The 25238-nt window shown below is 60.7% G+C and carries 14 protein-coding genes; 3 read left to right on the forward strand and 11 right to left on the reverse strand.

What is annotated here, in order from left to right; translation table 11 throughout:
* Positions 1–244: 244 nt before the first annotated feature.
* The 4 genes from FHT77_RS01940 to FHT77_RS01955 all read right to left on the reverse strand — a co-directional run bounded on the left by FHT77_RS01940 (position 245) and on the right by FHT77_RS01955 (position 18256).
* Complete coding sequence (locus FHT77_RS01940) at positions 245–15826, reverse strand: VCBS domain-containing protein (protein ID WP_183752036.1); 15582 nt, start codon at positions 15824–15826, stop codon at positions 245–247.
* Positions 15827–16170: 344 nt separating this feature from the next.
* A complete protein-coding gene (locus tag FHT77_RS01945) occupies positions 16171–16950 on the reverse strand; it encodes a VOC family protein (protein ID WP_183752038.1) in 780 nt (259 codons plus the stop codon).
* 77 nt (positions 16951–17027) lie between these two features.
* On the reverse strand, positions 17028–17495 hold the full coding sequence (locus FHT77_RS01950) for a DUF1579 domain-containing protein (RefSeq protein ID WP_183752040.1): 468 nt from the start codon (positions 17493–17495) through the stop codon (positions 17028–17030).
* A gap of 32 nt (positions 17496–17527) precedes the next feature.
* A complete protein-coding gene (locus tag FHT77_RS01955; RefSeq protein ID WP_183753837.1) occupies positions 17528–18256 on the reverse strand; it encodes a thioredoxin family protein in 729 nt (242 codons plus the stop codon).
* Between the two features lie 88 nt (positions 18257–18344).
* Between FHT77_RS01955 and FHT77_RS01960 the strand changes: the two genes are divergently transcribed.
* Positions 18345–18791, forward strand: coding sequence for a MarR family winged helix-turn-helix transcriptional regulator (locus FHT77_RS01960; protein WP_183752042.1), 447 nt, complete (start codon positions 18345–18347; stop codon positions 18789–18791).
* Positions 18792–18805: 14 nt separating this feature from the next.
* Here FHT77_RS01960 and FHT77_RS01965 read toward each other — a convergent pair whose 3' ends face one another.
* The 3 genes from FHT77_RS01965 to FHT77_RS01975 all read right to left on the reverse strand — a co-directional run bounded on the left by FHT77_RS01965 (position 18806) and on the right by FHT77_RS01975 (position 20415).
* Positions 18806–19561, reverse strand: a complete 756-nt coding sequence (locus tag FHT77_RS01965; protein ID WP_183752044.1) for an RES family NAD+ phosphorylase — start codon at positions 19559–19561, stop codon at positions 18806–18808.
* Positions 19521–19904, reverse strand: coding sequence for an antitoxin Xre-like helix-turn-helix domain-containing protein (locus tag FHT77_RS01970; protein WP_183752046.1), 384 nt, complete (start codon positions 19902–19904; stop codon positions 19521–19523). The genes FHT77_RS01965 and FHT77_RS01970 overlap by 41 nt, the downstream gene beginning before the upstream one ends.
* An 88-nt stretch (positions 19905–19992) precedes the next feature.
* A complete protein-coding gene (locus FHT77_RS01975; RefSeq protein ID WP_016553156.1) occupies positions 19993–20415 on the reverse strand; it encodes an organic hydroperoxide resistance protein in 423 nt (140 codons plus the stop codon).
* Positions 20416–20538: 123 nt separating this feature from the next.
* On the opposite strand from FHT77_RS01975, the gene FHT77_RS01980 reads away from it, so the two are divergent.
* A complete protein-coding gene (locus tag FHT77_RS01980; RefSeq protein ID WP_183752048.1) occupies positions 20539–21006 on the forward strand; it encodes a MarR family winged helix-turn-helix transcriptional regulator in 468 nt (155 codons plus the stop codon).
* Positions 21007–21039: 33 nt separating this feature from the next.
* On the opposite strand, the gene FHT77_RS01985 is transcribed toward FHT77_RS01980, so the two are convergent.
* Entirely contained in the window at positions 21040–21864 is an 825-nt protein-coding gene (locus FHT77_RS01985) for a winged helix-turn-helix domain-containing protein (protein WP_183752050.1), read from the reverse strand.
* A gap of 187 nt (positions 21865–22051) precedes the next feature.
* Between FHT77_RS01985 and FHT77_RS01990 the strand changes: the two genes are divergently transcribed.
* Positions 22052–22318, forward strand: a complete 267-nt coding sequence (locus tag FHT77_RS01990; protein ID WP_183752052.1) for a DUF1127 domain-containing protein — start codon at positions 22052–22054, stop codon at positions 22316–22318.
* 115 nt (positions 22319–22433) lie between these two features.
* Here FHT77_RS01990 and FHT77_RS01995 read toward each other — a convergent pair whose 3' ends face one another.
* The 3 genes from FHT77_RS01995 to FHT77_RS02005 all read right to left on the reverse strand — a co-directional run bounded on the left by FHT77_RS01995 (position 22434) and on the right by FHT77_RS02005 (position 25195).
* Entirely contained in the window at positions 22434–23153 is a 720-nt protein-coding gene (locus tag FHT77_RS01995; RefSeq protein ID WP_114711925.1) for a L,D-transpeptidase, read from the reverse strand.
* A gap of 167 nt (positions 23154–23320) precedes the next feature.
* On the reverse strand, positions 23321–24157 hold the full coding sequence (locus tag FHT77_RS02000; protein ID WP_183752054.1) for a L,D-transpeptidase: 837 nt from the start codon (positions 24155–24157) through the stop codon (positions 23321–23323).
* A gap of 114 nt (positions 24158–24271) precedes the next feature.
* The gene (locus FHT77_RS02005; protein WP_183752056.1) at positions 24272–25195 is read right to left on the reverse strand and encodes a S9 family peptidase; all 924 of its coding nucleotides are present in this window, start codon (positions 25193–25195) and stop codon (positions 24272–24274) included.
* Between the last annotated feature and the right edge of the window lie 43 nt (positions 25196–25238).

The following is a 25238-nucleotide window of genomic DNA, read 5'->3' on the forward strand; positions in this document are numbered from 1 at the left end:
ACTTCAAGCACACACGACACCTCGGGAATGAGTAGCCAAGCACCCTAACGAGCGATTCCGATGTCGCGGTCGCGGGTATCAACCCATGACCGGCAGCGGCTCGCGCGACGAGCGACGTGCCTAAGCCCATTTCTCTGTTTCAACGACTGAGGACGTGCGTTCGGCCGTGGACCGCTCGTGGATAAGCCCAGAATGCAGAAAAGGCGCCAAGCGGCGCCTTTTCCTTCGCTGATTCATACAAGCATCAGCCGACGTGCGGCGCCGTCGTCGTATCGTGCTTGTCGTCGTACAGGATCTTGACCGCTTCCGTGGTGTTCTGGAGAACCGCCACATCGTGCCAGCCGCCATTGGCGTTGACGCTGACCACGGTATCCGCACCTGATACCGTCGTCTTGACGCTGGCGAGCGCCTCGGCTTCGGTGGCCTGATGACCGAGCAGGCTGTCGAGAAGCTTCGACACATCGAGCGTATCGCCTTCGCTGGCCTTGTAGTCGGTGATCACGTCGGCGAGCTTGACGTCAGCAAGGGCATCGGCGTCGAGAACAAAGGTATCAGCCCCTGCCCCGCCTGTCAGCGTGTACATGCCTCCGGCTCCCGACAGGATGTCGTCACCGTCGCTGCCGATCAGCGAGTAGGCATTGCTGCCGTTTTCGCTGCCGCCAAGCGTGGTGTCGAAGGCGACCTCGACGAAGTGACCGGTCGAGCCGTCCGTCAGCGTATAGCTGCCGTCGGCAAGGATCGACTGGCCGTTGATCTCCGAGTTTGCAGCGTTCGCATCGAGGGAGATGCTGCTGATCGAATGATCCGCCAGGCTCGAGAGTTCGCCGCTGTCGGTGATGCCGTTGTGGTTCAGGTCCTGCCAGACGGTGAGCTTCGAGAAAGCCTCGTCGGCCGCATCGATCTTGCCGTCATGGTTGCTGTCGAGAGTCGCTAGCGCCGCCAGGCCATCGACGTAGCTGCCGCCGGCGAAGTGCGGCGAGAAGATCTCGCTGCCGTTGTCGATCTTGCCGTTGCCATCGACGTCGTAGGCCAGGATGCCATCACTGCCGGCCGTCCAGGCGATCTGATCCTTGTGGCCGTCGGCATTGATGTCGAACTGGACGCCGTGATCGAGCGTGGTCAGGGCGACGCCATTGTGGTCGAGGTCGAGGATGATCGGGTCGATGGCGGATGACAGCAGGGAGTACTGGCTTATCAATTTCGGCGCATTGGCATCCGTGACGCTCGTAAGGCTGTCAAAGACTGCAACAAGCTTCACAGTGCTGGTCGAGCCGCTGTTTGCGTCGGAACTGTAATACAGGGCGACATGATTGCTGGCGTCATAAGCCAGCACAAAAACACCGCCATTGAACGTGCTGCGCTGACCATCCAGCAAATCCGCTATTTTGGCCTCCGAATTTGCCGAGCTTGCAGTTACGTTGAAGACAACGAGATCCGCACCGCTGATACTTTGGTCACCGGACGAGTTTCCAAGAGTTGCATCAGTAACAGTGACAATGCTCGATATGCCTCCGGAACTCTGGTTAGCCAGGTCGAAATTGAGGAACTTCAGAGTGTCGCCACTCGTGAAATCCTTGACCGTATCGAAGCCGGTATCGTTCAGGTCGAAAACGAACGTATCGTTGCCGTCGCCACCTCTCAGCGTGTCGCTACCGCTGCCACCGATTACTGTATCGCTGCCGCTGCCACCTGTGATCGTGTCCGTGCCAGTAAAGCCGGTGAGGACCAATCCCTCGGTCTGATTGGAGAGATCCAGAATACCGCTCGATGTGAGCGTCACCTTTTCGATGGTCTGGATCTGACTGTTGCTCGTGCTGGCAAATTCACCTGCGACCAGAAGCGTATCAGTGCCGTTCCCGCCGGTGAAAGTATCTACGCCGCCGTTGCCGTTGATCGTATCGTCGCCACTACCGCCAATGATCGTGTCGTTGCCGGTGGAGCCGGTGATGACCAATCCTTCGCTCTGGTTGGAGAGGTTCAACGTGCCGCTGGACGTCAGGGTGACATTCTCAATCGTCTGGACCTGAATGTCGCTCGAGCTAATGAAGCCGCCAGCAACCAGGAGCGTGTCAGTACCGCTTCCACCGACGAAGGTGTCGTTGCCGCCGCCGCCCGTGATGGTGTCGTTGCCGCTACCGCCGGTGATCGTGTCATTGCCACTGGAGCCAGTGATAACGAGGCTTTCCGTCTGATTGGACAGATTCAGGATACCGGCCGAGGTCAGCGTGACTTTCTCGATGGTCTGGATCTGATTGTTATTCGCGCTGACGAAGCCGCCGGCGACCAAGAGCGTATCGGTACCACTTCCACCGACGAAGGTGTCGGTGCCGCCACCGCCTGTGATGGTGTCGTTGCCGCTGCCGCCGGTGATCGTGTCGTTGCCACTGGAACCAGTGATAATGAGGTCTTCCGTCTGATTGGACAGATTGAGGATGCCGGCCGAGGTCAGGGTAACCTTTTCGATAGTCTGGATCTGATTGTTGTTGGAGCTAGCGAAGCCGCCTGCAACCAGAAGCGAGTCTATGCCATCGCCGCCGATAAAGGTGTCGGTGCCGCCGCCGCCGCTGATCGTATCGTTGCCGCTGCCACCCGTGATCGTGTCATTGCCGCTGGAGCCGGTGATGACAAGGTCTTCGGTCTGGTTGGAGAGGTTCAACGCGCCGTTCGATGTCAGCACGACGTTTTCGATACCAACGATCTGTCCATCGCTCCCACTGGTGAAGCCGCTCGCGACCTTCAGTGTATCCGTGCCAGCTCCACCGTCGAAAACGATGTCGTTGCTCGCGCCGATGAGCGTGTCATCTCCATCCCCACCAAATAGCCAGTCGGCGCTGTTGCCGCCCGTCAAAGTATCGCTTCCTTCGAAGCCATAGATTGCTGTCGAGCTGGAGCCCGCAGCCGCAGCGATCGTGTCGCCGCCGCTCTTGCCGAGAATGACGTTGACGACATCGTCGCTGGCTGATCCGTCGCTGACAGTCAGCGTGCCGGTGAGAACACTGGTCTGTGCCGTCGGCGTCAGAGTGTTGTCGCCGACATGGAGGCCGGGGTTGCTGCCGAATGCGGTGGCAAACGGCGAAGCAAGCGTAAAGCTGGAGCTGTCCGGATCCGTGAGCGTGAACTTGATGCCGCTCTCGGTGACGACGAGGTTCGAGACGACCGGAGCATCATTTACCGCGCCCACCGTGATCGAGACCGTGTCGCTGTCGATCTTGGCGCCGCCGGAACCGTTGTGGCCACCGTCGTCGGTCGTCATCGTCAGCGTGTCGGCGCCGTTGTAGTTCAGCTCGCCCTTGTATGAGACGTTGCTGCCGGAAAGGGACGCATTGATCTGGGCAATGGTGCCGCTCAACGTCACGGTATCGCTTCCGTTGCCGCTGATCGAAGCGCCGCCGCCGACCGCGCCGAGCGTCAGTGTGCCATGCTGCACCGAGAGCGTCGTCGTGACGATCGAGGAGCCCGCATCGACGTCGGTGACGGACAGGCCGGTGATCGCCTTGCTGGTATCTTCGGTCGCGGCGACAGCCGCAGCCGGAACGGTGTTCACCGGAGCATCGTTGACCGGCGTCACCGTGATCGAGACCGTATCGGTGTCGGTCTTGACGCCGCCGGTGCCCGTGTTTCCGCCATCGCTGGTCGTCATCGTCAGCGTGTCGGAACCGCTGTAGTTCAGATCGCCCTTGTAGGAGACGTTGTTGCCGGCGAGCGCGGCATTGATCTGATCAAGCGTGCCGCTCAGCGTTACGGTGCCGGTTCCGCTGCCGATCACGGATGCACCGTTAAATGCTGCAAGCGTCAGCGTGCCGTGCGCCACCGAGAGCGTCGTCGTCAGCGTCGAGGAGCCGGCATCCACGTCGGAGACGGAAAGGCCGGTGATCGCCGTGCTGGTTTCTTCCGCCGCCGTGACCGCGGAGCCCGGAACCGTATTGACCGGCGCGTCGTTGACACCCGTCACGTGGACGATCGCCGTCGCGGTATTGGAGTTCAGACCGTCGTTGACCACAACCTGGAAGGTACGGTCAGCGCCGTTCGGGTTTTCCGAGCTGTTCGCAAAGCGGACGGCTTCGATCGCAGCTTCGTAAGCAGCCTTGGTGGCAGAACCGGTGAAGGTAACGGTGTTGCCGCTGATGCTGTAGGCGATACCGCCGATCGTGCCGGTCGTGGTTGCCTGGCCGGCGATCGAAAGCACGTCGCCTGCCTGGCCGTTGGTCAGCTTGACGGTGGCCGAGCTCATGTTGGCGTCGGCATCGGCAATCACGGCGTTGGTAACGACCGCAACAGCCGAACCGCCTTCGATGAACGTCGGCGTCGTCGTGTATTCGATCTTGACGTTGTCGATGAAGACCTTGTCGCCGTCATCGATATCGTCATTTGAGTAGAAGCGGATCGTGGTCGCGGACGAGATGTAGGCCGAAAGATTGACGGTTACAGTCGTGTAGCCTGCGTCATCCTGACCATTACCGCTGACGGTCGCCACCTCCACCCAGTTACCGCTGCTGTTCAACACCTGCACATGGATGGCATCGCTGGACTCCATGCTGACCCGCTTATAATCGAAGGTCAGCGTCGCCTGGGTCGCGCCCGTAAGGTCTACCGTACGCTGGACAAAATCGCCGAAAGTGTCGACCTCTGCATCCGTATCGGTAAGAAGCAAGGCGCCATTGCTCACCCGGACATCGCCGGTCGTAGCAGCGTTGCCGCTGTCTTCACCGTACTCGATCCAGTCCGTCTTCCAGTTCGCGGTACCGTCGTTGCCGTTGTAGGCCTGCTGGTTGAACTGATCGAGGACATAAGCGCTATTCGACAGAGTCAGGACCGGCGCAACGTTTTCCTGGAGATCCTTGACCGTGACATTGAGCGTCTGGGTGTCGGTCTTGTTGCCGTCGGAAACCTGAACGATGACGTTATAGATGTTGTTCGCGCCATTATCGAGCGGATGCTCGAAGTCCGGCGCGTCCTTGAAGCTCAGGTTACCGGAGCCGTCGATCTTGAACAGGTTCTGGTCGTCTCCGCCAACGATCGAATAGGTCAGATTTGCTGCCGGCGTATCGACGTCGGTCGCCATCACCGTCGTGACCGACGTCGAGTTCTCGTCGACCGTAATGGCCGCGGTATCGCCACCGCCGTTGGAGATGATGACCGGCGCGTCGTTGACCGAGGCCACCGCGATCGTCGCCGTCGCCGGCGTGCTGTCGGCCAGGCCGTTGTCGTCGACTGCCGCGTAATGGAAGCTTGTCGTGCCGTTGTAGTTCGCGGCCGGCACAAAATAGACCGTCGAGCCGCTTACCGTGTCTCCAGCATGAAGTTCGGTCGTCAGACCCGCATCGCTGTAGAGCTTGCCGTTCGACGGCAGGTCGCTGATCTTGTAGGATGCGACCGTGCCGTCGATGTCACCTCCCGACAGAGCAACAGAGATCGAGGATGCATCCTCGATGCCGCTGCCCGATGCCGCGCTGGTTTCCGGCGCATCATTGGTTCCGCCGATGCTGACCGTCACCGTCGTCGTTGTGCCATCTGCCGAGGAGACCGTGAATACCTCCTGATAGGTGTGGCCCGCCTTGAACTCGTCATGCGCGGAATTGGCCGTATAGGTCCAGTTGCCGTTCGTATCGATCGAGAACTTGCCGTAGCCGCCGGGGTTGGAGACGTCGCTCTGTGCCACGAAGGTGGCCGGGCTGTCCGGGTCAGTGATCGTCAGCTGTCCGGACGTGCTAATCACAGCCGCCGTGTCACCTTCCGTCAGGTTGGCAACGACCGGTGTCAGCACCGCCGCGTCATTGGTGCCGAGAATGTCGACCGTCACCGTCGTTGTCGTGCCGTCCGCAGACGTCACCGTCACGCTATCGGTATAGTGCTGGCCGGCGACGAACTCGTTGTGCGCCGAGTTGGCCACATAGGTCCAGGCGCCGCCCGCGGTGATCGTGAACTTGCCGTAGCCGTTCGAGCCGGCAACGTCCGTCTGCGCCACGAAGGTCGCAGCACTGTCGACGTCGGCGATCGTCAGCTGTCCTGATGTGCTCAGCGGCGCGTCGGTTTCTGTCAGGTTGACCGAGGTCGTGCCGCCGATAACTGCCGCGTCGTTGGTGCCGAGGATATCGACCGTCACCGTCGTTGTCGTGCCGTCGGCAGACGTCACCGTCACGCTGTCGGTGTAGTGCTGGCCGGCGACGAACTGGTTGTGCGCCGTGTTGGCCACGTAGGTCCAGGCGCCGTTCGCGGTGATCGTGAACTTGCCGTAGTCGTTCGTGCCGGCAACGTCGGTCTGCGGTACGAAGGTCTCAGCACTGTCGACGTCGGTGATCGTCAGCTGTCCTGATGTGCTCAGCGGAGCGTCGGTTTCCGTCAGATTGATGGAGGTCGTGCCGCCGATGACCGCTGCGTCGTTGGTGCCGAGAATGTCGACCTTCAGCGTCGTCGTCGTGCCGTCGGCGGACGTCACCGTCACGCTGTCGGTGTAGTGCTGGCCGGCGACGAACTCGTTGTGCGCCGAGTTGGCTACATAGGTCCAGGCGCCGTTCGCGGTGATCGTGAACTTGCCGTAGCCGTTCGTGCCGGCAACGTCCGTCTGCGGCACGAAGGTCGCCGCACTGTCGACGTCGGTGATCGTCAGCTGTCCTGATGTGCTCAGCGGAACGTCGGTTTCCGTCAGATTGACGGAGGTCGTGCCGCCGATGACCGCTGCGTCGTTGGTGCCGAGAATGTCGACCTTCAGCGTCGTCGTCGTGCCGTCGGCGGACGTCACCGTCACGCTGTCGGTGTAGTGCTGGCCGGCGACGAACTCGTTGTGCGCCGAGTTGGCTACATAGGTCCAGGCGCCGTTCGCGGTGATCGTGAACTTGCCGTAGCCGTTCGTGCCGGCAACGTCCGTCTGCGGCACGAAGGTCGCAGCACTGTCGACGTCGGTGATCGTCAGCTGTCCCGATGTGCTCAGCGGCGCGTCGGTTTCCGTCAGGCTGGCCGTCGTCGTGCCGCCGATAACCGCCGCGTCGTTGGTGCCATGGATGACAACGGTAATCGAGGATGGGGTCGCGGTCGTGCCGTCGCTGACCTGGATGTCGTACTTGATCGTAATCGTCTGACCAGCGCCCAGGAAATCGAGGTTCTGTGCGCCCGGATGGTAGCTCCAGTTGATGAGCGAGACGCTGCCGTTCGAGATCGGCGACGATCCGAAGGTCAGGGCAGCTGCGTTGGTAAGGGCGGCCGCAAGCTCCGGCGTCAGGACACCGCCGGTCCATGTTGCCGTAGCGCCGGTCACGGAGGGCGTTTCGGTATCGCCGACGTCGAAATCCGCAACCATCAGCTGTCCTGAAACATTGACAGCCTGGGCATGGGCATCCGGCAGCTCATTGACGTCGTTCACAGGCGAGATGACCCCGACAAGCGGAATATTGTTATCGCCCGTGACGTGAATGGTCAGGGTTGCCGTGGACGTCAGTCCGGACGGATCCTTGACCGTGTAGGTGAAGGTATCGTCGACCTGAGCACCCTTCGGAAGCACCTCGGCGGCGAGAGCGTTCGCCGTGTATTGGTAGGTGCCGTCAGCCTTGATGACCAGATCACCATACTTTCCATGGCTGACAGTGCCGGCCGCGGTGACGGACGCAGCGACGCCGTCATTGAAGCCCTTGATGGCGCTGACCGCGAGATGACCGGTATCGCCGGCATCCGGGTCTGTATCGTTCGCAAGCACGCTCTGGCTCGAAACGACGGTCTTGTTCTCCAGCACCGCGTTTTCGTCGTTGACGCCGACAGGTGCCTCGTTGACGTTGTTGATAACAAGCGTGAAGTTCTTCGACGCATCGACCGGACCACCGACGGTCGGATCGTTCACATTGACCGTGACGTCGTAGGACGACTTCGCCTCGAAGTTCGGTGAGGTGCCCACGTAATAGAGAGCGCCGTTCTTGATCGCGAAGGATGCCGCGTCGGCGCCCGAAAGCGAGTAGCCATTGGTGCCGAGCGCATCGTCGACCACGCCGAGCGTCGCAACCTTGATGCCATCGGGACCGACTGCGGTGTTCTCGTCGATCGATGTGACGACATTCGAGAAGGTCACCGCCGTCGGCGCTTCGTTGACATCGTTGACGTTGAGCGTGAAGTTCGCCGATGCGTCGATCGGACCACCGACGGTAGGATCGTTGACGTTGACCGTGACGCTGTAGGACGACTTCGCCTCGAAGTTCGGCGACCCACCGACATAATAGAGGTTGCCGTTCTTGATCGCGAAGGAAGCCGCGTCGGCGCCCGAAAGCGAGTAGTTGTTGGTGCCCTGCTCGTCGTCGACAACACCGAGCGTCGCGACCTTGATGCCGGCTCCGATGACCGTGTTTTCGTCGATGGAGGAAACGACGCCCGTCAGGGTGACCGCCGTCGGCGCGTCGTTGACCGGCGTGACATTGACGGTGACTGTTGCCGTCGCGGTGCCGCCATGGCCGTCGTTGACGGTGTAGGTAAACGTATCCTTGCCGTTGTAGTTGGCGGCAGGGTTGTAGGTGATGACGCCGTTGTTCAGCGTTACCGTACCGCCGTGCGCGGAGGCGCCGCTGACGCTGACGAGGCTCAGCGTGTCGCCGTCGACATCGCTGTCATTCGCCAGCAGGTCGGCAGCCTTGATCGTCAGCGAGGTGTCCTCGGCGGTCGTGATCGGGCCGCCGCCGGTCGATGCCGTGAAGTTGTCGTAGGCAATGCCGTCATCGTTGTCATCAGTGTACACGCCGTATCCGCCGAGCGCCGGAACGTCGGAGCTATGGAGAACGACGGGCTGGCCGTTGCCTTGCACCGTGACATTGATACCGTCGCCATCCACCTCGACCTTGAAGTGTATCGTGTTGGGACCGAGGTTGGCCTTGTCGACAATGTCGAGGACCGTGACCTGATTGCCATCCACGCGCTCGAGAACGAGATCGCGGTGGGTGCCCTCGTCGGCGTACTCGGTGCCGAAATCCTTCCAGTAGGCGCGGTAGTAGTGGGTCGAGTCCTGATAGCCGAAGACCACGCCAAGCGCCTGGTTGGACTTGGGGTTGCCATTGCCGGTGTTTGGATCGCCATCGACTTCGATCGTGTAGGACTTGCTGCCGGCCGGCAGGCTGTTTGCCGGTGCGAGCGCGATGCCGTTGCCGTCATTGGAGGACGAGTCGGTCCGCTCGACGAGGCTGCTGCCGTTCATCGACCAGCTCGGATTGCCCGAGAGCTTGACGAAGGTCCAGCCGTCCGTTCCGGAATTGTTGAAGTTGTCGCGATAGGTGGCCGCAACGCCGCCCAGCGTCGTGTCATCGACAGCCACCGGGTTGTCGTTGGAGCCCTGGACCGTGATGGTCGCGCTCGCCGTGTCGCTGCTGCTGCCGTCGGAAACCGTGTAGTTGAACTTGATGGTCGCGGTCTCGTTGACACCCAGCGCCTTGAACGGATCCTCACCGCTGTCGGACCAGATCTTGACGTCGCCATTCGAGCCGACGGACATGTGGGCGTCGCCGAAGTTCGTGGCGATCTTGTAGACGCCGTTTCCTTCGCTCGCCACAGAAAGCGTCAGGCCGGTGCCGCTGGCGGTATTGACCGTCACGTTCGAAATGCCAGTGACGTTCAGGCTGGCGCTGTCGACATCCGTGTCGTTGGCGAGAACGTTGCCGACTACCAGCGGGCTCCCCGACGAAGCATGAGAGGAAACGCCGTCTTCGCTTGCCGTGAAGGTGTCGTCGTTGGCGACCGGAGCATCGTTCGTTCCACGCACCGTGATGGTAACGGTTTGGGTGTCGGTTGCGCCGTGGCTATCGGTGACCTGAACCGTGAAGGTTTCAAGCTTATTGTCGCCGTTCTTCAGAGCCTGGGTTGCCGGCAGGCCGTTGTCGAGCGTGTAGGTCCACTTGCCGGCCTGGTCGACGGAAAGCTTGCCGTAGACACCCTTCACCGAGGAGCCGTCCTGAGTCTGGCTGCCGGAGGCGACCACCGACCAGCTGTCGTTGCCGCTGTTGTCGTCGCTGTCGACGTCCGTCTTGGTCAGCGTGCCGCTCTCGCTCGCATCGCCATTGGTGCCGGCGCCGGCCTCAGTGACCGTTGCGCTCGTCGTGCCGCCGGTAATGACCGGCGCATCGTTCGTGCCGGTAATGGTGATGACAACGTTCTGCACATCCCTTTCGCCATGGCTGTCGGTGACCCACACCTGGAAGGTCTCGGTGACAACCTTGCCCGCAGACAGGCCCTGCGTATCCGAACGGCTGTTGTCGAGCGTGTAGGTCCACTTGCCGGCCTGGTCTATCGAAAGGGAACCATACTTGCCGTTGTCCGTGGTCAGCCAAGGGTTGCCGACACCCCAGAAATCGTTGGCCGCATTGTCGTCGGAGTCGACATCCGACTTCACGAGCGTATCGGAAATCGTCGCAATGCCGTTCGTGCCGACACCCGCTTCGATGATGCTGCCAGTTGCATGGGAATCCGCGATGACAGGCGCGTCGTTCGATCCGAGGATATCGACGGTGATCGTCTTGATGGCGGTCGCACCGTGGCTGTCCGTGACTGTCACATCGAATTTCTCGCTGGCCGTCTTATCCAGGGCGAGGCTTTGCGTCGAGGCCAGCGTATTGTCGAGCGTGTAGGTCCATTTGCCATTGGCATCGACCGATATCGATCCGTAGAGACCCTTGACAGAGCCTCCGTCAACGACCTGGCCGGCGCGAGGCGTGATCGACCAGGAGTCGTTCGAGCTGTTGTCGTCGAGGTCAGCGTCGGTCTTTGTGAGAGTGCCGCTGGCAGTGCTCTCGCCGCGCGGCAAGCCGAGCCAGTTGTAACCGTGCTCGACGACCCAGTCGCTCGTCGAGCCGCCGGTAATGACCGGCGCGTCGTTCGTGCCGTTGATGACGATCGTGACGACCTGGCTAACCTTGCCGCCGTCGCCGTCGTTGAGGAGGACGGTGTATTTCAGCGTGACGTGATCGTTCGCGCCGAGATAGTCGAACGTCTTGTCCGGAGCAGAGAACGTCCACTTGATCTCGCCGGCCGTGCTGCCCGCTGCCTTCGTCACCGAGTCGATCTTGAAGAACGACATCAGGTTGGAGGGCAGACCGGTCTTCGTGTCGGCAGCGTCAACGCCGGTGACAGTGGCTGTGTGGCCGACGTCGTTGAGATCGACATCGGTAAACGTCAGGCTGCCTGACGCCTTCTGCTCGGAGTTCGAGCCAGTGGCGTTGGGCGCTTCGGTCAGCGTTGCACCGGCGTTCGCCGTTGTGAGCACGGGCGCGTCGTTCGATCCGGTAATCGTTACCGTGACGGTCTGCGTGTCGCTCGCGTTGTGGCTGTCGGTCACCTTGACCGTGAATGTCTCGGTCCGCGTCTCGCCAAGCGCGAGACCCTGCGTTGCCGCACTGGAATCGTTCAGCGTGTAGGTCCACTTGCCCGCCTGATCAACCTTGAAGGTGCCGTAGGCGGTAACAACGCTCGTCTGATCGGATGGCGTCTGTCCGTTGCCTGCAACAACCGACCAATTGTCGTTCGAGGGCTTGTCGTCCGAGTCGACGTCGGTCTTTACGAGCGTATCGGAAACGGAGTTTACGCCGCGGGCGGTTCCCGTCACGTCCATGCCCATTTCGATCACAGCGCCCGTCGCATGACTGTCGGCGATGACAGGCGCGTCGTTCGTGCCGGTGATCTTGATCCTTAGCGTCTTGGTATCGGTTGCACCCCATTCGTCCTTGATCGTGAAGGAGAATGTCTCATAGCGCACTTCGCCCGCCGCCAGCGCCTGCACGGATGCTTTCGTGTTGTCTAGCGCGTAGCTGTACGTGCCGGTAGACGCATCCCAGGTGAGCTTGCCATAGTCGCCCGCAACGCCCGTCGAGCCATTGCTCTTTCCATCGACGCCCGCAACCGTCAGGACCGCACCGTGATCAACGTCCGACGCGCCGTTAAGCAGGTTGCCGGTCGCGACGGAGCTATCCGCGGTCGAAATCCCCTCCTTGACCGTATTGTACTGGAAGTCGGCGCTCGGCGCGTCGTTGGTTCCCTTGATCTCGATCGTCAGGGTGGTCGTCGAGATGGCGCCGGACGCGTCCCTTACCGTGTAAGTGAAGGTCTCGTGGGCGGTTTCACCCTGAGCAAGACGATTCGTATCCTTGTCGAAGTTGTTGAGGATGTATGTATATGAGCCGTTCCTGTTGAGCTCCAGGACGCCGTAGTCGCCGTTCTTGACGAAGACGCCAAAGGCATGGATGTCTGCGTCCTTGAGGTCCGAGACGACCTTTGTGTCGCCGGCATCACGGTCCGAGTCGTTGCTCAGGACATTGCCTTCGGCCTTCCAGTCGCCCAACGTCCCGACGCCGGCTTCCTTCACCATGTTGGTGTCGGCGACCGCGACGGGAGTATCGTTGGTGCCGTCGAGCGTGATCGTCAGCGTCTTGCTGTCGCTGGCGCCGGCGCCATCGGTCACCGTCAGCGTGAAGTTTTCCGTTGCGCCGTTCTTCAGTGCTTCGATCGCGCCATCATTCGGCACGTAGGAATAGGCGCCCGTCGCGCTGTTGAGATAGAGCGTGCCGTAGGTCCCCACCTTTTCGATGTTATAGCCACCGGCAAAATTGCCCGTGACGACACCGGTACCGCTGATGCCATAGGTGGCGGAATCGCCGACATCGACGTCGGAGGACTGCAGCTGACCGACCACGGGCGCAAACGTGTCGTCGCCGGCCGTATCCTTGAAGGTCCAGCCGGTAATCGCGGAGAGCTGCGGCGCGTCGTTGGTGCCGTTGACAGTCACCGTAATCGTCTGCGTCGCGGTGCCGTCAGCGGAGGTCACCGTCAGCGTCTCGTTGAAATGCGCTCCCTGACCAAGCGACTGAGCGAGCCCATTGTTGAGCGTATAGTTCCATGCCCCCGTTGCCGGGTTGAAGCTGAAAATGCCGTACTGGCCCGCAAGCGACGAAGGCGTCTGGAAATGATTTTCGCCGTGATCGACATCCTTGACCGAGAGCAGGCCGTTGGCTTGAAGCTGACCGTCCTCGACAACGGTACCGGCAGCAACGCCCGAGATGGACGCCGTATCGTTCACACCGGTAATCTGGATCTGATAGACGCCGGTCTTGCTGTCGCCATCGGAGTCAATCACGGTGAAGGGAACGGTGACGGTGGCAATTTCGCCGCCATTCAGCGAATCGAAGACACCAGCTTTGATGACGATTGCGCCGTTCTGATAGAAATAGTCCTCGGCATGGAGCGTCAGGGCGATGCCTGCCGCCGACGCAACGGTTGCGGTTCCCAGCACCACCTTGCCAGCGCCGTCCGCGCCGAAGTTGAACTGCTCGCCGGCCGCCAGCTTGAAGGACATCACGTCGTCTTCGCCTGCCGCACCTGTGAAGACGGCAGCGGTCGTGCTCCCTGTCAGGCTGACATTTGCGAGGTAGGTGCCGGTGTTGTCGGAGCTATTGCCGACTTCCTTGAATGTCAGCGTATTGGTACCGCCGATCGCCGTAAGGTCGAGATCGATCGACTTCATCGAGGAGGTCGGCGAGTAGGTGTAGACCAGCTTGTTGTTCCAATAGACTTCCAGCCCCGAGGATACAGGACTCGGCGATCCTGCCTGGAAGCTCAGCTTGTAGGTCTGCCCCTCGGCAAGCCCCGATATATCCTGGGAAATCGTTGTGTTGCCCGGGGACGATCCCATGTCGACCATCGGCGCGCCATTGGATGTCGTCATGCCCAAATAGCCGCTGCCAACGCGTTCAAGCTGCACGCTGCCGGTACCGTCGACCTTCCAGCCGATATCAGCGTTGGCCGCTCCGCCAAGAGGGCCACCCCAATCGCTGTGCTGTTCCCAAGTGCCGGCCGCAAAATTGCCGTTGGCGAGCAGGTTGACCGCCTGGACGGCTCCATTGATCGTCGGCACGTCGTCGTGGATATCGACCTGCACCGTGCCGGTGTTCCAGGCGGTCTTGTCGCCGTCACCGTCGGTAACCGCAAAGTCGAATACCAGGCGAAGGTCGTCGCTCTTTACAGGATGATCGATCGAGGCGAACTGCTTGTATTCATAGGCGCCAGTCGCCTGGTTGGCGGTCAGCGTGAAGACCACGGTGTTGCCGGCGGAGGCTGTCAGTGTGATCACGCCGTTGACGGTCGTCGTCGTGTAGGTCAGCGCGACGCCATGCGAGCTTAGTGGCGGATAGCTGTTCGAATTGTCCATGTCGATCGACGTGCGGAACGTCAGATCGGTCACAACCGCGCCGTCAGCGCCGCCGTTGAATACCAGTGTGCCTTTCGCCGACTGCGGCGTGAAAGCACCGTTGGTGCCGTCTTCCGTGATCGTGACCGTGCCGGAATAATCCGCTGTCGGCGTGTCATCGTTGACATCGACCGCGAACGAACCGTTCGCAGTGTCGCCGTCGGCGTCGCTCGCCACGAAGTTGAAATGCAGGTCGAGCTGCGTGTTGCCGGTTTCAGAGTTCTGCGGATGATCGAGGGGTTGCAGCAGCGTGAAGCTGTAGGCGCCGTTCGGAGCTGTCGGATCAAGCTTGACGACCAAGACTTCGGTGCGGCCCTCGCCTTCGCCGATGAAGCCGGTCAGCGTGTGGCCGTCGGGGGAGATCGCGAACTGAATCGTCTGGCCATCGGACTTCAGACCGCCGAGCTGGTCCTGCGCTGTCGAGAACGTCAGATCGCGATGCGCGCCAGCATCGGCGCCCCAGTGAATGCCGAGCGATACGTCGTGAACGCTTGCGTTGTTTCCTTCGCCGGAAAGCAGGTCGGACTCGTTGATCGCGCTCGGGCCAACACCGTCGCCGGTGCTCGGACCATCGTCGTTGATGTCGATCGAGGCGACGCCGGTGGCCTGGTCACCGTCCTTGTCGGTGACGGTGTAGCTGAACTGAAGGCGCAGGATATCATTGACGCCTGCCTCGCCCTTGTCCGGGTGATCGAGCGGAGCGAATTGCGTAAAGGTGAAGGCGCCGGTTGCCGCGTTCGTAACGGTCAGGACGAAGACCGGCTGGCCATCGACGCTGCCGGTGATCGTCAGACCATCGACGGTGATGACGACCGGCTTGCCGTCGGACATCAGGTCAATGTGCGTCCCGTTCTGCGTGCCCTCAACCATGTTGAGCGAATCGGCAAGCTTGACCGCGGTGATCTCCCCGACATCAGCGCCACCGTCGAACCCGAATATGCCGTTGACGGTTTGCGTCTCGAAGCCACCTTCTGCGCCTTCCGTTTCCGTCAGGCTGAGGTTTGTCGTCCGGTCAGCGGAAATGGTTGGCTGGTCATCGAACAGTTCCCGGCGGTCGCCGAGACCCGGATCGGGCTGCTGGGTGTCGGCCAGCAGCTGCGCGAGCTGGGTCGGGTCGTTCGGATCCTGCTGGATGGTGTCCTGGAAATCGGCACCGGAGCTCGGGGCGGAGGCACTTGCCGAATAGGAGCCGTCGGGACCCGCGGCGACGTTGATGTTGTTCTGCTCGAGCGCGGCGATCACGGCCTGCTGCGGCAGCTCGACTTCGCCGAGCAGGAAGGTCGGCACATGCAGGGCGCCGTTGACGATCACAATCTCCGTGCCATCGGCCTGGACAAGCACCAGGTTGTTGCCTTCGACGCGGATGTCGTCGATCGACACGTCAGCGGGGAGATGCGCAACATTGTTCTGATCCGGGACGATTTCGGCTGGATGAGCGTTGGCGGCTATCGTCTGCGGAGCCGCCGGCACGCGGTCGGTCTTCTCGGGCTGTTGGCTATTGTCGACCTGTGCAACTTCGACACCCTGTGCAGCAGAAACGTCAATACTTGCGTCTTCATGAATGTCCTGACGGAAGTCGTGCGAGACGTTTTCGCTTGCAGTAGCGGAAATGCGCGGATCTTCGATAGACATAACAAAACAACCCCAATGAGAAACTGGGGCCAATCAATTACGCAGAAGAGCCAAAATCAATACTTGCAGCCGCTTAAGACATAGCCGGTTATGCATCCACCCAAAAATGTTTTAGGAAGAGTTAACGGTCGAGCCCCGAATATCGCTGGAACCGCTAAAATTCTAATAAAATTAATGAAATACAAACGCCCGGTCGGCGCTAACGCAGAATGTTCCAGCCTTCGATTCGACGCCTTATCTGCCTCCGTCACCTTCCGGCAGCGTACTTGGAGGCACCAAATGCGGCTCAGGGCGAGCCGATGTCGGTCGGCTCGCCCTGAGATCAAAAGCGGCATTGAACGCGCCTATCGGGCGGGCGCAACGAGGCAGAAGAATGCGCCCTGCGGATCAATCGCCTGGATGATCCAGCTGCCGCCGGGTACTTCCATCGGGCCGTTCACCACCGTTCCCCCACCTGCCTTGACGCGCTCTATGGCCGTATCGATGGCCGGCACGTTAAAGTAATACGCCCATGCCGGCATGGGGACATTCGGCGGCTTGGTCATCATTCCGCCGATCGGCGTGCCGCGTTCAGCGAAGATGGTGTAGGCGCCCATTTCGCCCATATCCATGTCGTGGTCTTTCGTCCAGCCGAACAGCTTCGAGTAGAAGGCGAAGGCTTCCGCACCGTTGCCGGCATAGAGTTCGTGCCAGCCGATATGGCCGGGTGTGCCCATCGGTGCCGGTGGAGGCTGATTGTCCATCGGCAGCGGCGTCATGATGCAGATCACCGCGCCATGCAGATCGGCGACGACGGCAAACCGTCCGACCGTCGGAATATCCTCCGGTTCACGACGGATCGAGCCACCATTGGCGGCAAAGTCCTTGGCGGACTTGTCGACGTCGTCGACCGCGACATAGCCTGTCCAATTCGGCGGAATACCCTTGCCTTCCAACTCTGCCGGAAAATCCATGAGGCCGGCAACGCCAGCGCCGTTGGCTTCGAAGACTGTATAAGGCGGCAGGTTCTCGATCTTCATGTCGTTTGTCGTCCAGCCGACGACCTTGCCGTAGAAATTGGCGGCCGCCTTGGGATCCGGCGTCATCAATTCGCACCAGATGAATTTTCCATGGGTGTCGGACATCGGGTTCTCCATTTGCGATGCTTCCGTTCGGTTGGGAACGGCCTCGTATCAAACGATGCCGTTCGATCCACCCGCAACTAAGGCTTGCGGATATAGTGCGCTTCCATGAATTGCTTCCAGGAGCCGTCTGGCTGCCTAGCGGCGGAGTTGAACGTGCGGTGGTCGCGATCATGGAAGATGATCTGCTCGCGGTAATCGGCGAGCTTGTTTGCGTCCGTGAAATCGGGACCCGTCGTGTATAGATTCAGGATCTTGCCGTCGTCGGAGACCTCACCCTCGTAAACCCAAATGTGGTCCATCATGGTGCCGATCCAGGTGCCAACGTATTTTCCCTTCTCGGCGCTATAGCCCAGGGTGAGCACCGTCGTTGCCGCGCCACCGCCGGGCATCTGGCCGGCGCCCTCGGCGACGAACCAAATGCCGTGAAGCGAGCGCACGATCTCGGTCCACGGCTCCTGCCCCGTCATCTCGGGCGCCGTCACCTCCCAGACACCGACGAGGTCTTCCAGGAACTCGTGCTCCTCCAGAACTTTCGCTTGCTGCATCGTCCTTCTCCCTTGGAGGATGGTTGCAGATCTCAGTGACAGCTGGATGGCGCAGTCTTCGCCGGTTCGTATTCGTCGTGACGCTTGACGAAATCCATCGTGCTGTCTTCGTTGCGGCCTTTCGGCGCGCGATCGAGGATCATCAAGGTGCCGACTGCTTCCTCAAGACCACGGGCATAGGTGGAATACGTATGGAAGATCTCACCGCTTTCGCTTTTGTAGAACGCGCTGAGACCGGGCAGCTCGTCATGGGCGTTGGCCGGATCGATTGCCTCGAAATTGTAGAAAACCTTGTCCTTCGCCAGATCTTCCGGGCTGAAGGAGACGTGGTAGTCAAAGTTGAAGCTGTTTTCGAAAGATGAAACCCAGGGGAATTTCCACCCCATGCGCTTCTTGTAAGCCTCTATCTTGGCAAGCGGCGCCCGCGAAACCGCGACCCAAGTGACATCGTGGTTGTTCAGATGCGGCAGTGTTCCATCGACATGATCGGATAGGAACGAGCATCCAGGGCAGCCGGCCTGCCAATCCGGGCCAAGCATGAAATGATAGATTAAAAGCTGGCTGCGGCCATCGAAGAGTTCGGCAAGGCTTTTCTTTCCCTGCAGCGTATCGAAGACGTAATTCTTATCAACCTTCACCCAGGGCAAGGCCATGCGTTCGGCATTGACCTTATCCCTCAGATGCGTTGCTTCCTTCTCCTTGAGAAGCAGCGAGCGGCGGGCTTCCAGCCATTCTTCACGGGAAACGACTTGGTTCTGCATCACGTGCGCCCTCCTCCGGCGCGATCGGACGTTGCGTTCCATGCTCCTTTTCCTTGACTAATTACATTGATATCAATAGAAATTGGGCATGTCAAACGCGGTAGAGATTCCTTTTTCAACGACGCTTCTGGTGCGCGACACGTGCCTCTGCCTGCATGTGCAACGGGCAGCGCGCGCACTGGCGCGGCTATTCGACGATGCCCTTCGCCCTGTCGGGCTCACCAACGGCCAGTTCTCGCTGATGATGTCGCTGAACCGCCCGGAGCCGCCGCCGATGGGACCGGTCGCGACCCTGCTCGCAATGGATCAGACGACATTGACGGCGGCGCTGAAACCATTGCAGCGCCGTGGTTGGGTAAATGTAACCCAGAACGCGAAAGACAAGCGCCGACGCCTGTTAAGCCTGACGCCGGAGGGAAAGGCGGTGCTTGCGGCCGCAGTGCCGATCTGGGAAAGCACTCATGCGAGCCTTGAAGATGCGCTCCCGGATGGCGACATGGGGCGGCTGCGACGCGACCTGCAGGCGCTCGCATGAAGAAATAGTTGGCGTCAGTCGCGCGCCATTCGCGGATCGCCGGCGAAATCCTCCATCGAGAATCCAACTCTGACTTTCGGGAAATCACAAAGCGCCTGGACGCCAATACCCGAAAGCCGGATCCTCCATGTCTGGCGCTCGACCGGCTCGCGAGCGACAAATGCCGCTGCCGTCAGAAGCGCGATGTTGCGGCCACGCTGCGGGTCGCGCACGGATTCATAGAGAATTGCCTGGCAACCGGCCTCGCGCGCAGCGTCGGCGAGAGCCTGGCACGGGCCATAATTCTGAGGATCCGTCCATATCGAACGATCGGCGTCGAGCGGCGGCCGCATGAGGTCGATGGCGGATGGCGTGGCTATCGCGGCGGCAAAGGCAGTGTATTCGGCGGCATTGGCGGGAAACTGCGTCGCCGGTGATTCAGAATAGAACAGCAGCCGATAGAAGGCCATTTCCGCAAGCGCGGTTTCCACCCGCTCAGACGCATAGAAGACACCAGCCGTGCGCCCTGCCCGGCGGAAACGCGATCCATGCGGGTAGACGGCACCATAACGGAAGGGCGTTGCAAGCAGGTAGTCGAGGCCGATGCATTCCGGCGGCAGCGCCGGTTTGCTTTCCTCGAGCAAGGTTTCGAGCAACGCCTGCTCGTCGAGCGTGTCGACGAGCTTCAGCGTCGAAATCTGGTGCTGCGCCTCGACCAGACGCCAGAACCTGCCCGAGATCGGCTGCGCCTCAGACGAGAGCGCGGCGGGCGTCCAGATAAGCAATGACATCGGTCAATCCGGAAATGCTGACGATCTTTTCGAGTGGCGTCGCGCCGAGCGCCGCGTTGGCGTTGCGCAGCCATTGCCGGGCAACGACTTCATCGCCGCCGACAATCGCGTCGAGCGAGCGAAACAAACGAACAAGCAGGATAGCGAGTTCAAAAGACTTTGAGCCGCGCTCGAGCAGATAGTCCTGCCGTTTCATGCGCGAGATGGTCGCCTCGGACACACCAAGCACAGCCGAAAGGGTTCGGGCGTTGAGGCCGAGATGGTCGGCTGCGTTGACGGCCGCTTTGGTGATGACGGCAGCCTCCGGAGACCTAATACCGGGGATGGTCTGTGCTATAGCCATGCCATATTCCTTTCACTGGAAAGAATATAGCATTTTATTTTCACACGAAAAGAGCGCCGCAAGGCACGGCGCTCTTTTTCGTCCTTGATCAGGCAACGGTAACCGGAACTTCGGTCGACGTGCGCATCGCGTGGCTATAGGGGCACACGATATGGGCCGCAGCAGCCAGCTTCTCAGCGGTCGGCTTGTCGAGGCCAGGAATGTTGACCGTCAGGGCGACTTCGATGCCGAAGCCGGTGCCATCCTCGCGCGGGCCGATGCCGACCTTGGCGCTGACCGTGGTGTCTTCCGGAATCTTGACCTTTTCCTTGCCGGCGACAAATTTCAAAGCGCCGAGGAAGCAGGCCGAATAGCCCGCAGCAAACAGCTGCTCAGGGTTGGTGCCGGTCGCGCCGTCGCCGCCGAGTTCCTTCGGAACGGTCAGCGTCACATCGAGGACGCCGTTGTCGGAAACGGCGCGGCCTGCGCGGCCACCGGTGGCGGAAGCCTTGGTCGTGTAGAGGATGGGCATGTCAGTCTCCTTTGCGTTGGGGTTGGATTTTGTATATCGCGCAATTAAATTGTACGCAAGTGAATTTTGCAAATTGCATTTAGAATTCGAAAAGAGGAGAATTGCCCCTTGGAAAGGACGACGATGAAAGCGCATTTGGCAAAGACGATGGAAATTCCGGAAGAGGAAAAGCGGCTGGAGAACCAGCTTTGTTTTGCGGTGTACTCGACAGCCCACGCCTTCACCCGCGCCTACAAGCCGATTCTCGACAAGGTCGGCCTCACCTACCCGCAATATCTCGTCATGCTGGCGCTGTGGGAAAAATCCGAGCAGGCGGTCAAGGCGATCGGCGAACAGCTCGATCTCGATTCGGGCACATTGTCGCCGTTGCTCAAACGGCTCGAACAAAATGGCCTGATCAAACGCACCCGCGATTCCCGCGACGAACGCCAGGTCATCGTTTCACTGACCGACAAAGGTCTGGCGATGCGGAGCGAGATCGACACGATCATGACCGCGATCGGTCAGGCGGCGGGCTGCACACTCGAAGAAATGAGGACGATCCGGGGCCTGTTGCGAGGCCTGCGTTCAAACCTTACGGCCGCGGTATAGCGGTTGCGGCCCGGCAATGGGATCGCCAGCACCTTACCGATCCCATAGCGCAGCTTGGTCGGCGTGGTTGCGCGGCAGGTCGAATTCTCTTTGGTTTTCGATGACGGCAGCGGCGCGGTTTTGCGGCAGAAGCTCGCTCTTCAGCCGCTCGACAACCGCCGCTGTTATTTCGTCCTGAACCGCGAAGATCTGCCCGAAATGACGATCGAAGCGGTCCGCCCAGACAATCCCACCGGTTTGCGCATCGACAAGCTCGGTCGTCAGACGCAATTCATGGCCGCTCACGCGAACACTTCCGCTGAGGACGTAGTGCACACCCAGCGCCCTGACCACATCCGGCAGACGGCCGGCCTTGTCGCGATAGGCGAAGCTCAAACTCTTCGACGTGACAAAGAGAGCGGGAATCTTCGCCAAGGCAGTGATGATGTCTTCGACAATGCCGTCGGCGATCCATGTGTGCCGCCCCCCGGGCACCGCGACGGTGAACGGAAGCACCGCGATCGAGAGCCGCCCCGACGGACCGAACGCTGCTGGCGCCAGCAGAGCCTCGCTGCGCCGCACAAGCTTCTCGTCCAACGCATAGCCGCGGCATGGAACAGTGCGGATGAGCTTTGCTGCGCCCTCACCCAAGGTCCTGCGGATGTCCGTCACGCACTGGCTGAGCGAGCCGTCCGTGACGGCCACATTGGGCCAGACGGCTGAAACCAATTCATCCTTAGTGACGACGCGTCCCGAATTTTCAAGCAGATAAGTCAGCAACGCCAATGATTTGGGGCGCAAACGGACATCCTGCCCGCCCTTGCGCAGCCGGCCCTGTTGCATATCGAGTTGGTGTCCCGCGAATTCGAACATCGACATTGGATGCTCCGAATGTTGGCGCGCAATCTAGCAAACGCTTCCCACCACGACAACGAACCGTATCCAAACGCGACATCGAAACGAAAGAATTTCAGAGAAATTTCAAAAGCGCTTCAGCGGGACTTCACGACAACCACACGGGTAAATGGGAGGCTTTGCCGGTGCAACTGCAACTTGGGGGGCCACCATGACGTTCCTGCACCTACATGGCGTGCGCAGTTTTTCGCCGACAGCCGCGTTTTCGGGAACATGGCACGCGCTCGCGCATCTGATCCCGCATGGGGAACACCATTCGCCAACAGATCACGCTGCGTGCCGGGCGCTGGATCAGCTTGACGACGAGCAGTTGGCCGATATCGGCATCGTCAGACACGACGAGTTTGCCGGTTGGCATGAGTCCGCGAGAGGCTCCGATCCTGACCCGATCGTGTCCCACAGCTATTCATGGCGTTAAATTTCGGCCGGCCAAATATGGGGTGGAGAGACAGCGCTGTCTCCCCCGGGGCGACGCTATTCCCGTGGAAAGATGCTGTCTCCCAGTGAAGGGAGACAGGGAAAACGCAAATCGATCACTGCAGAACAACGACCGGCGCCTTGTTCGGCACGCGGTCATAGAGGTCGATGATGTCCTGGTTCAGCAGGCGCACGCAGCCTGACGACACTGCCTTGCCGATCGAACGCCAATCCGGATTGCCGTGCAGGCGGTAGAGCGTGTCCTCGCCATTCGAGAAAATGTAGAGCGCACGTGCGCCGAGCGGGTTCTTCAGACCCGGCTCCATGCCGCCGTTTTCGATCGAATACTTGGCGAGTTCGGGCTGGCGCGCGACCATCTCGTTCGGCGGCTTCCAGCGCGGCCACCTTTGACGCCATTGGATGACGCCGGAGCCCTGCCAAGCGAAGCCTTCGCGGCCGATACCAACGCCGTAGCGCATCGCCGTGCCGCCGGGCTGGACGAGATAGAGGAAACGCGAGGGCGTATCGACGACGATCGTGCCGGGCGCCTGGCCGGTCGGATCGACGACCTGCTGACGATAGAAGCGCGGATCGATCTGCTGATACGGCACTGCGGGAATGAGGAAGCCACCATCCTCGATCGGGCCGTACATGACCGCCAATTCGGCGTCACCCGGCGTCTGCGGCGCCTGGACTGGACTGCGCATGACGACCGGCTGAGCCGTGGAATAAGGCGGCGGTCCAGCCGTGGATGCACACCCGGTCAGCGCCGAAGCTGCGGTCATTGCCGAAAAGGAAAGGAAGCTGCGGCGGGAAAGGGGTTTTTCGAAGCTCATACGCGGGTCTGGTTTCCTGTTGCGCTGGAAGGACGAACGCCCTTCGCGGAAGGTGGCTCAACGCCGGTGACAAGACAAGAAATCTATCGCCATACGTTAAATAAACCACCACCTCACGAAGTCGTGTCCGCCTACCGCGAGACGATATCACCAGTGCTGTTGCGCGACTACATCACGACGATTTCGGTCTTTGCCGGAACGCGGTCATAAAGGTCGACCACATCCTGATTCAGCATGCGGACGCAGCCCGACGATGTGGACTTTCCGACCGACTGCCAGTCCGGCGTTCCGTGGATGCGGTAGAGCGTATCCTGCCCGTCCTTGAAGATATAAAGCGCACGCGCGCCGAGCGGGTTTCCGAGGCCGGGATTCATGCCGCCGTTTTCCGCGGAGAAGGCCCGAACATCCGGCTGGCGCGCGACCATTTCGTCGGGCGGCGTCCAGCGCGGCCACTTCTGCTTCCACTGAATGACGCCGCGGCCAGACCATGCATAGCCTTCACGGCCGATGCCGACACCGTAGCGCATTGCCTTGCCGCCCGGTTCAATGAAGTAGAGGTGCTTGGTCTTCGTATCGACGACGATCGTACCGGGCTTTTCGTTGCTCGGATAATCGACCTCCTGCCGCAGATATTGCGGGTCGATGCGGCTGACCGGTATGGCCGGCAAAGTGAAATCCGTGTCGCGGACCTGGCCGTACATGGCGCTATTCACCGGATTGGTGACCGGCAGGCCGTAGGTCCGGCTAAAGTTCGCGCCCGGAATGCCATAGGTCTGGTTATAGATCGTCGGCGACACACCCGGCCGCTGCGGGACCGGCGTATCGATCGGCTTGACCCGCATGGGATCGACACCGGGCGGATTATAGAAGACGGGCGATGTTTCCTGCACGAAGCGGGCGGGATCGGTGGCACCGGTATCCGGAATGAGGATATTGCAGCCGCTCAGGCAAAGAGCAGCGGCCGCAAGCCCGGCAAATGGCGACACCCGGCTGAGAACAGTCATAAAACACCCTCATCGACAACAGCGAGACGTATAGCTGCGGCAAGGATGGCACTTGCGGCTGGCGCGAGGCTGGTCACCGAGCCAGCCTAATATTTGCCGGACGCCGGACCGCTATCAGGCCGCCACGCCGTGGAAGAACTTTATGCTCTGCTCGATCTCCGCCGGCAGCGCCGAAGTGTGGTTGCCGGTCACCGTATCCGTTTCGATGCGGACACCGCCTGAGCGTGCGCGACTTGCAAGCAGCCCGGCGCGGTCGTTGAAATGCGCCTCTTCCGTGCCGTGGACGACCCGGACGGGGCATTTGAAGCTCTTGGCATAGCAGAGCGCGCTACGGACCTCGAATTCGTGGGCATTGCTGTCGTCGAAACGAATGTCCTGCGGGTAGCGATTGAAGAAACGGAATGCGTCCGGATTGCCTGATATCGGCGCTGCAGCGCGGAACTTGTGGGTGCTCATTGCCGCCAGCATCGTCAGCGTACCACCGATGCTGTGGCCGGCGACGAACAGGCGGTCGCCATCGACGCCCGGAAGATGCTGCAGCCGGTCGGCGGCCGAAAGTACATCGTCGACCTCGTCGTAAAAGCCCGAGAAGTTGCCCATCTGGCCGTTCTCGCCGCGCAAAGACGGCATCATGACCACGAAGCCAGCGTCGACATAGGCCTTGAGCAGAACCCAGTGGCCAAGGCCCATGGCGTTTCCGCCGTGCAAAAACATAACGCCCGGCTTCGGCTTGCTGCCACGCTTGTACTTGGAAACCCAGGCGACCAGCTCCAATTCGCCGCCGTAACCCGAGCGATAAAAAATCTTGTCGCCTTCCGGCGGAGCGTCGAGCGGCTCGTACTTGTCGGGAGCTGGTCCCTTCTGCAGGAGCTTGGTATGGAAGCGCTTGCGGGCCTTGGCATAATCGTGATCGATCAGCCGCGGCACCTCCGGAACCTCGAATGCACTTGCCATGCGCGGGAGCAGGAGGGCTCCAGCCAGGCCTGCAAGAACCGTGCGGCGCTGGCGGAGAAAAGAATTACCTTCGTCTGACGTCATTTCACACTTCCATGGTTCCCGGCGATTCGAGAATTGCACCGGA

It is taken from the genome of Rhizobium sp. BK181 (genome assembly GCF_014193305.1).
Taxonomy (GTDB): Bacteria; Pseudomonadota; Alphaproteobacteria; order Rhizobiales; family Rhizobiaceae; genus Rhizobium.

Excerpts from the sequence above, each read along its gene's own strand:
- FHT77_RS01940 (WP_183752036.1), bottom strand. The coding sequence starts at position 15,826 with ATGTCTATCGAAGATCCGCGCATTTCCGCTACTGCAAGCGAAAACGTC.
- FHT77_RS01945 (WP_183752038.1), bottom strand. The coding sequence starts at position 16,950 with ATGTCCGACACCCATGGAAAATTCATCTGGTGCGAATTGATGACGCCG.
- FHT77_RS01950 (WP_183752040.1), bottom strand. The coding sequence starts at position 17,495 with ATGCAGCAAGCGAAAGTTCTGGAGGAGCACGAGTTCCTGGAAGACCTC.
- FHT77_RS01955 (WP_183753837.1), bottom strand. The coding sequence starts at position 18,256 with ATGCAGAACCAAGTCGTTTCCCGTGAAGAATGGCTGGAAGCCCGCCGC.
- FHT77_RS01960 (WP_183752042.1), top strand. The coding sequence starts at position 18,345 with ATGTCAAACGCGGTAGAGATTCCTTTTTCAACGACGCTTCTGGTGCGC.
- FHT77_RS01965 (WP_183752044.1), bottom strand. The coding sequence starts at position 19,561 with ATGTCATTGCTTATCTGGACGCCCGCCGCGCTCTCGTCTGAGGCGCAG.
- FHT77_RS01970 (WP_183752046.1), bottom strand. The coding sequence starts at position 19,904 with ATGGCTATAGCACAGACCATCCCCGGTATTAGGTCTCCGGAGGCTGCC.
- FHT77_RS01975 (WP_016553156.1), bottom strand. The coding sequence starts at position 20,415 with ATGCCCATCCTCTACACGACCAAGGCTTCCGCCACCGGTGGCCGCGCA.
- FHT77_RS01980 (WP_183752048.1), top strand. The coding sequence starts at position 20,539 with ATGAAAGCGCATTTGGCAAAGACGATGGAAATTCCGGAAGAGGAAAAG.
- FHT77_RS01985 (WP_183752050.1), bottom strand. The coding sequence starts at position 21,864 with ATGTCGATGTTCGAATTCGCGGGACACCAACTCGATATGCAACAGGGC.
- FHT77_RS01990 (WP_183752052.1), top strand. The coding sequence starts at position 22,052 with ATGACGTTCCTGCACCTACATGGCGTGCGCAGTTTTTCGCCGACAGCC.
- FHT77_RS01995 (WP_114711925.1), bottom strand. The coding sequence starts at position 23,153 with ATGAGCTTCGAAAAACCCCTTTCCCGCCGCAGCTTCCTTTCCTTTTCG.
- FHT77_RS02000 (WP_183752054.1), bottom strand. The coding sequence starts at position 24,157 with ATGACTGTTCTCAGCCGGGTGTCGCCATTTGCCGGGCTTGCGGCCGCT.
- FHT77_RS02005 (WP_183752056.1), bottom strand. The coding sequence starts at position 25,195 with ATGACGTCAGACGAAGGTAATTCTTTTCTCCGCCAGCGCCGCACGGTT.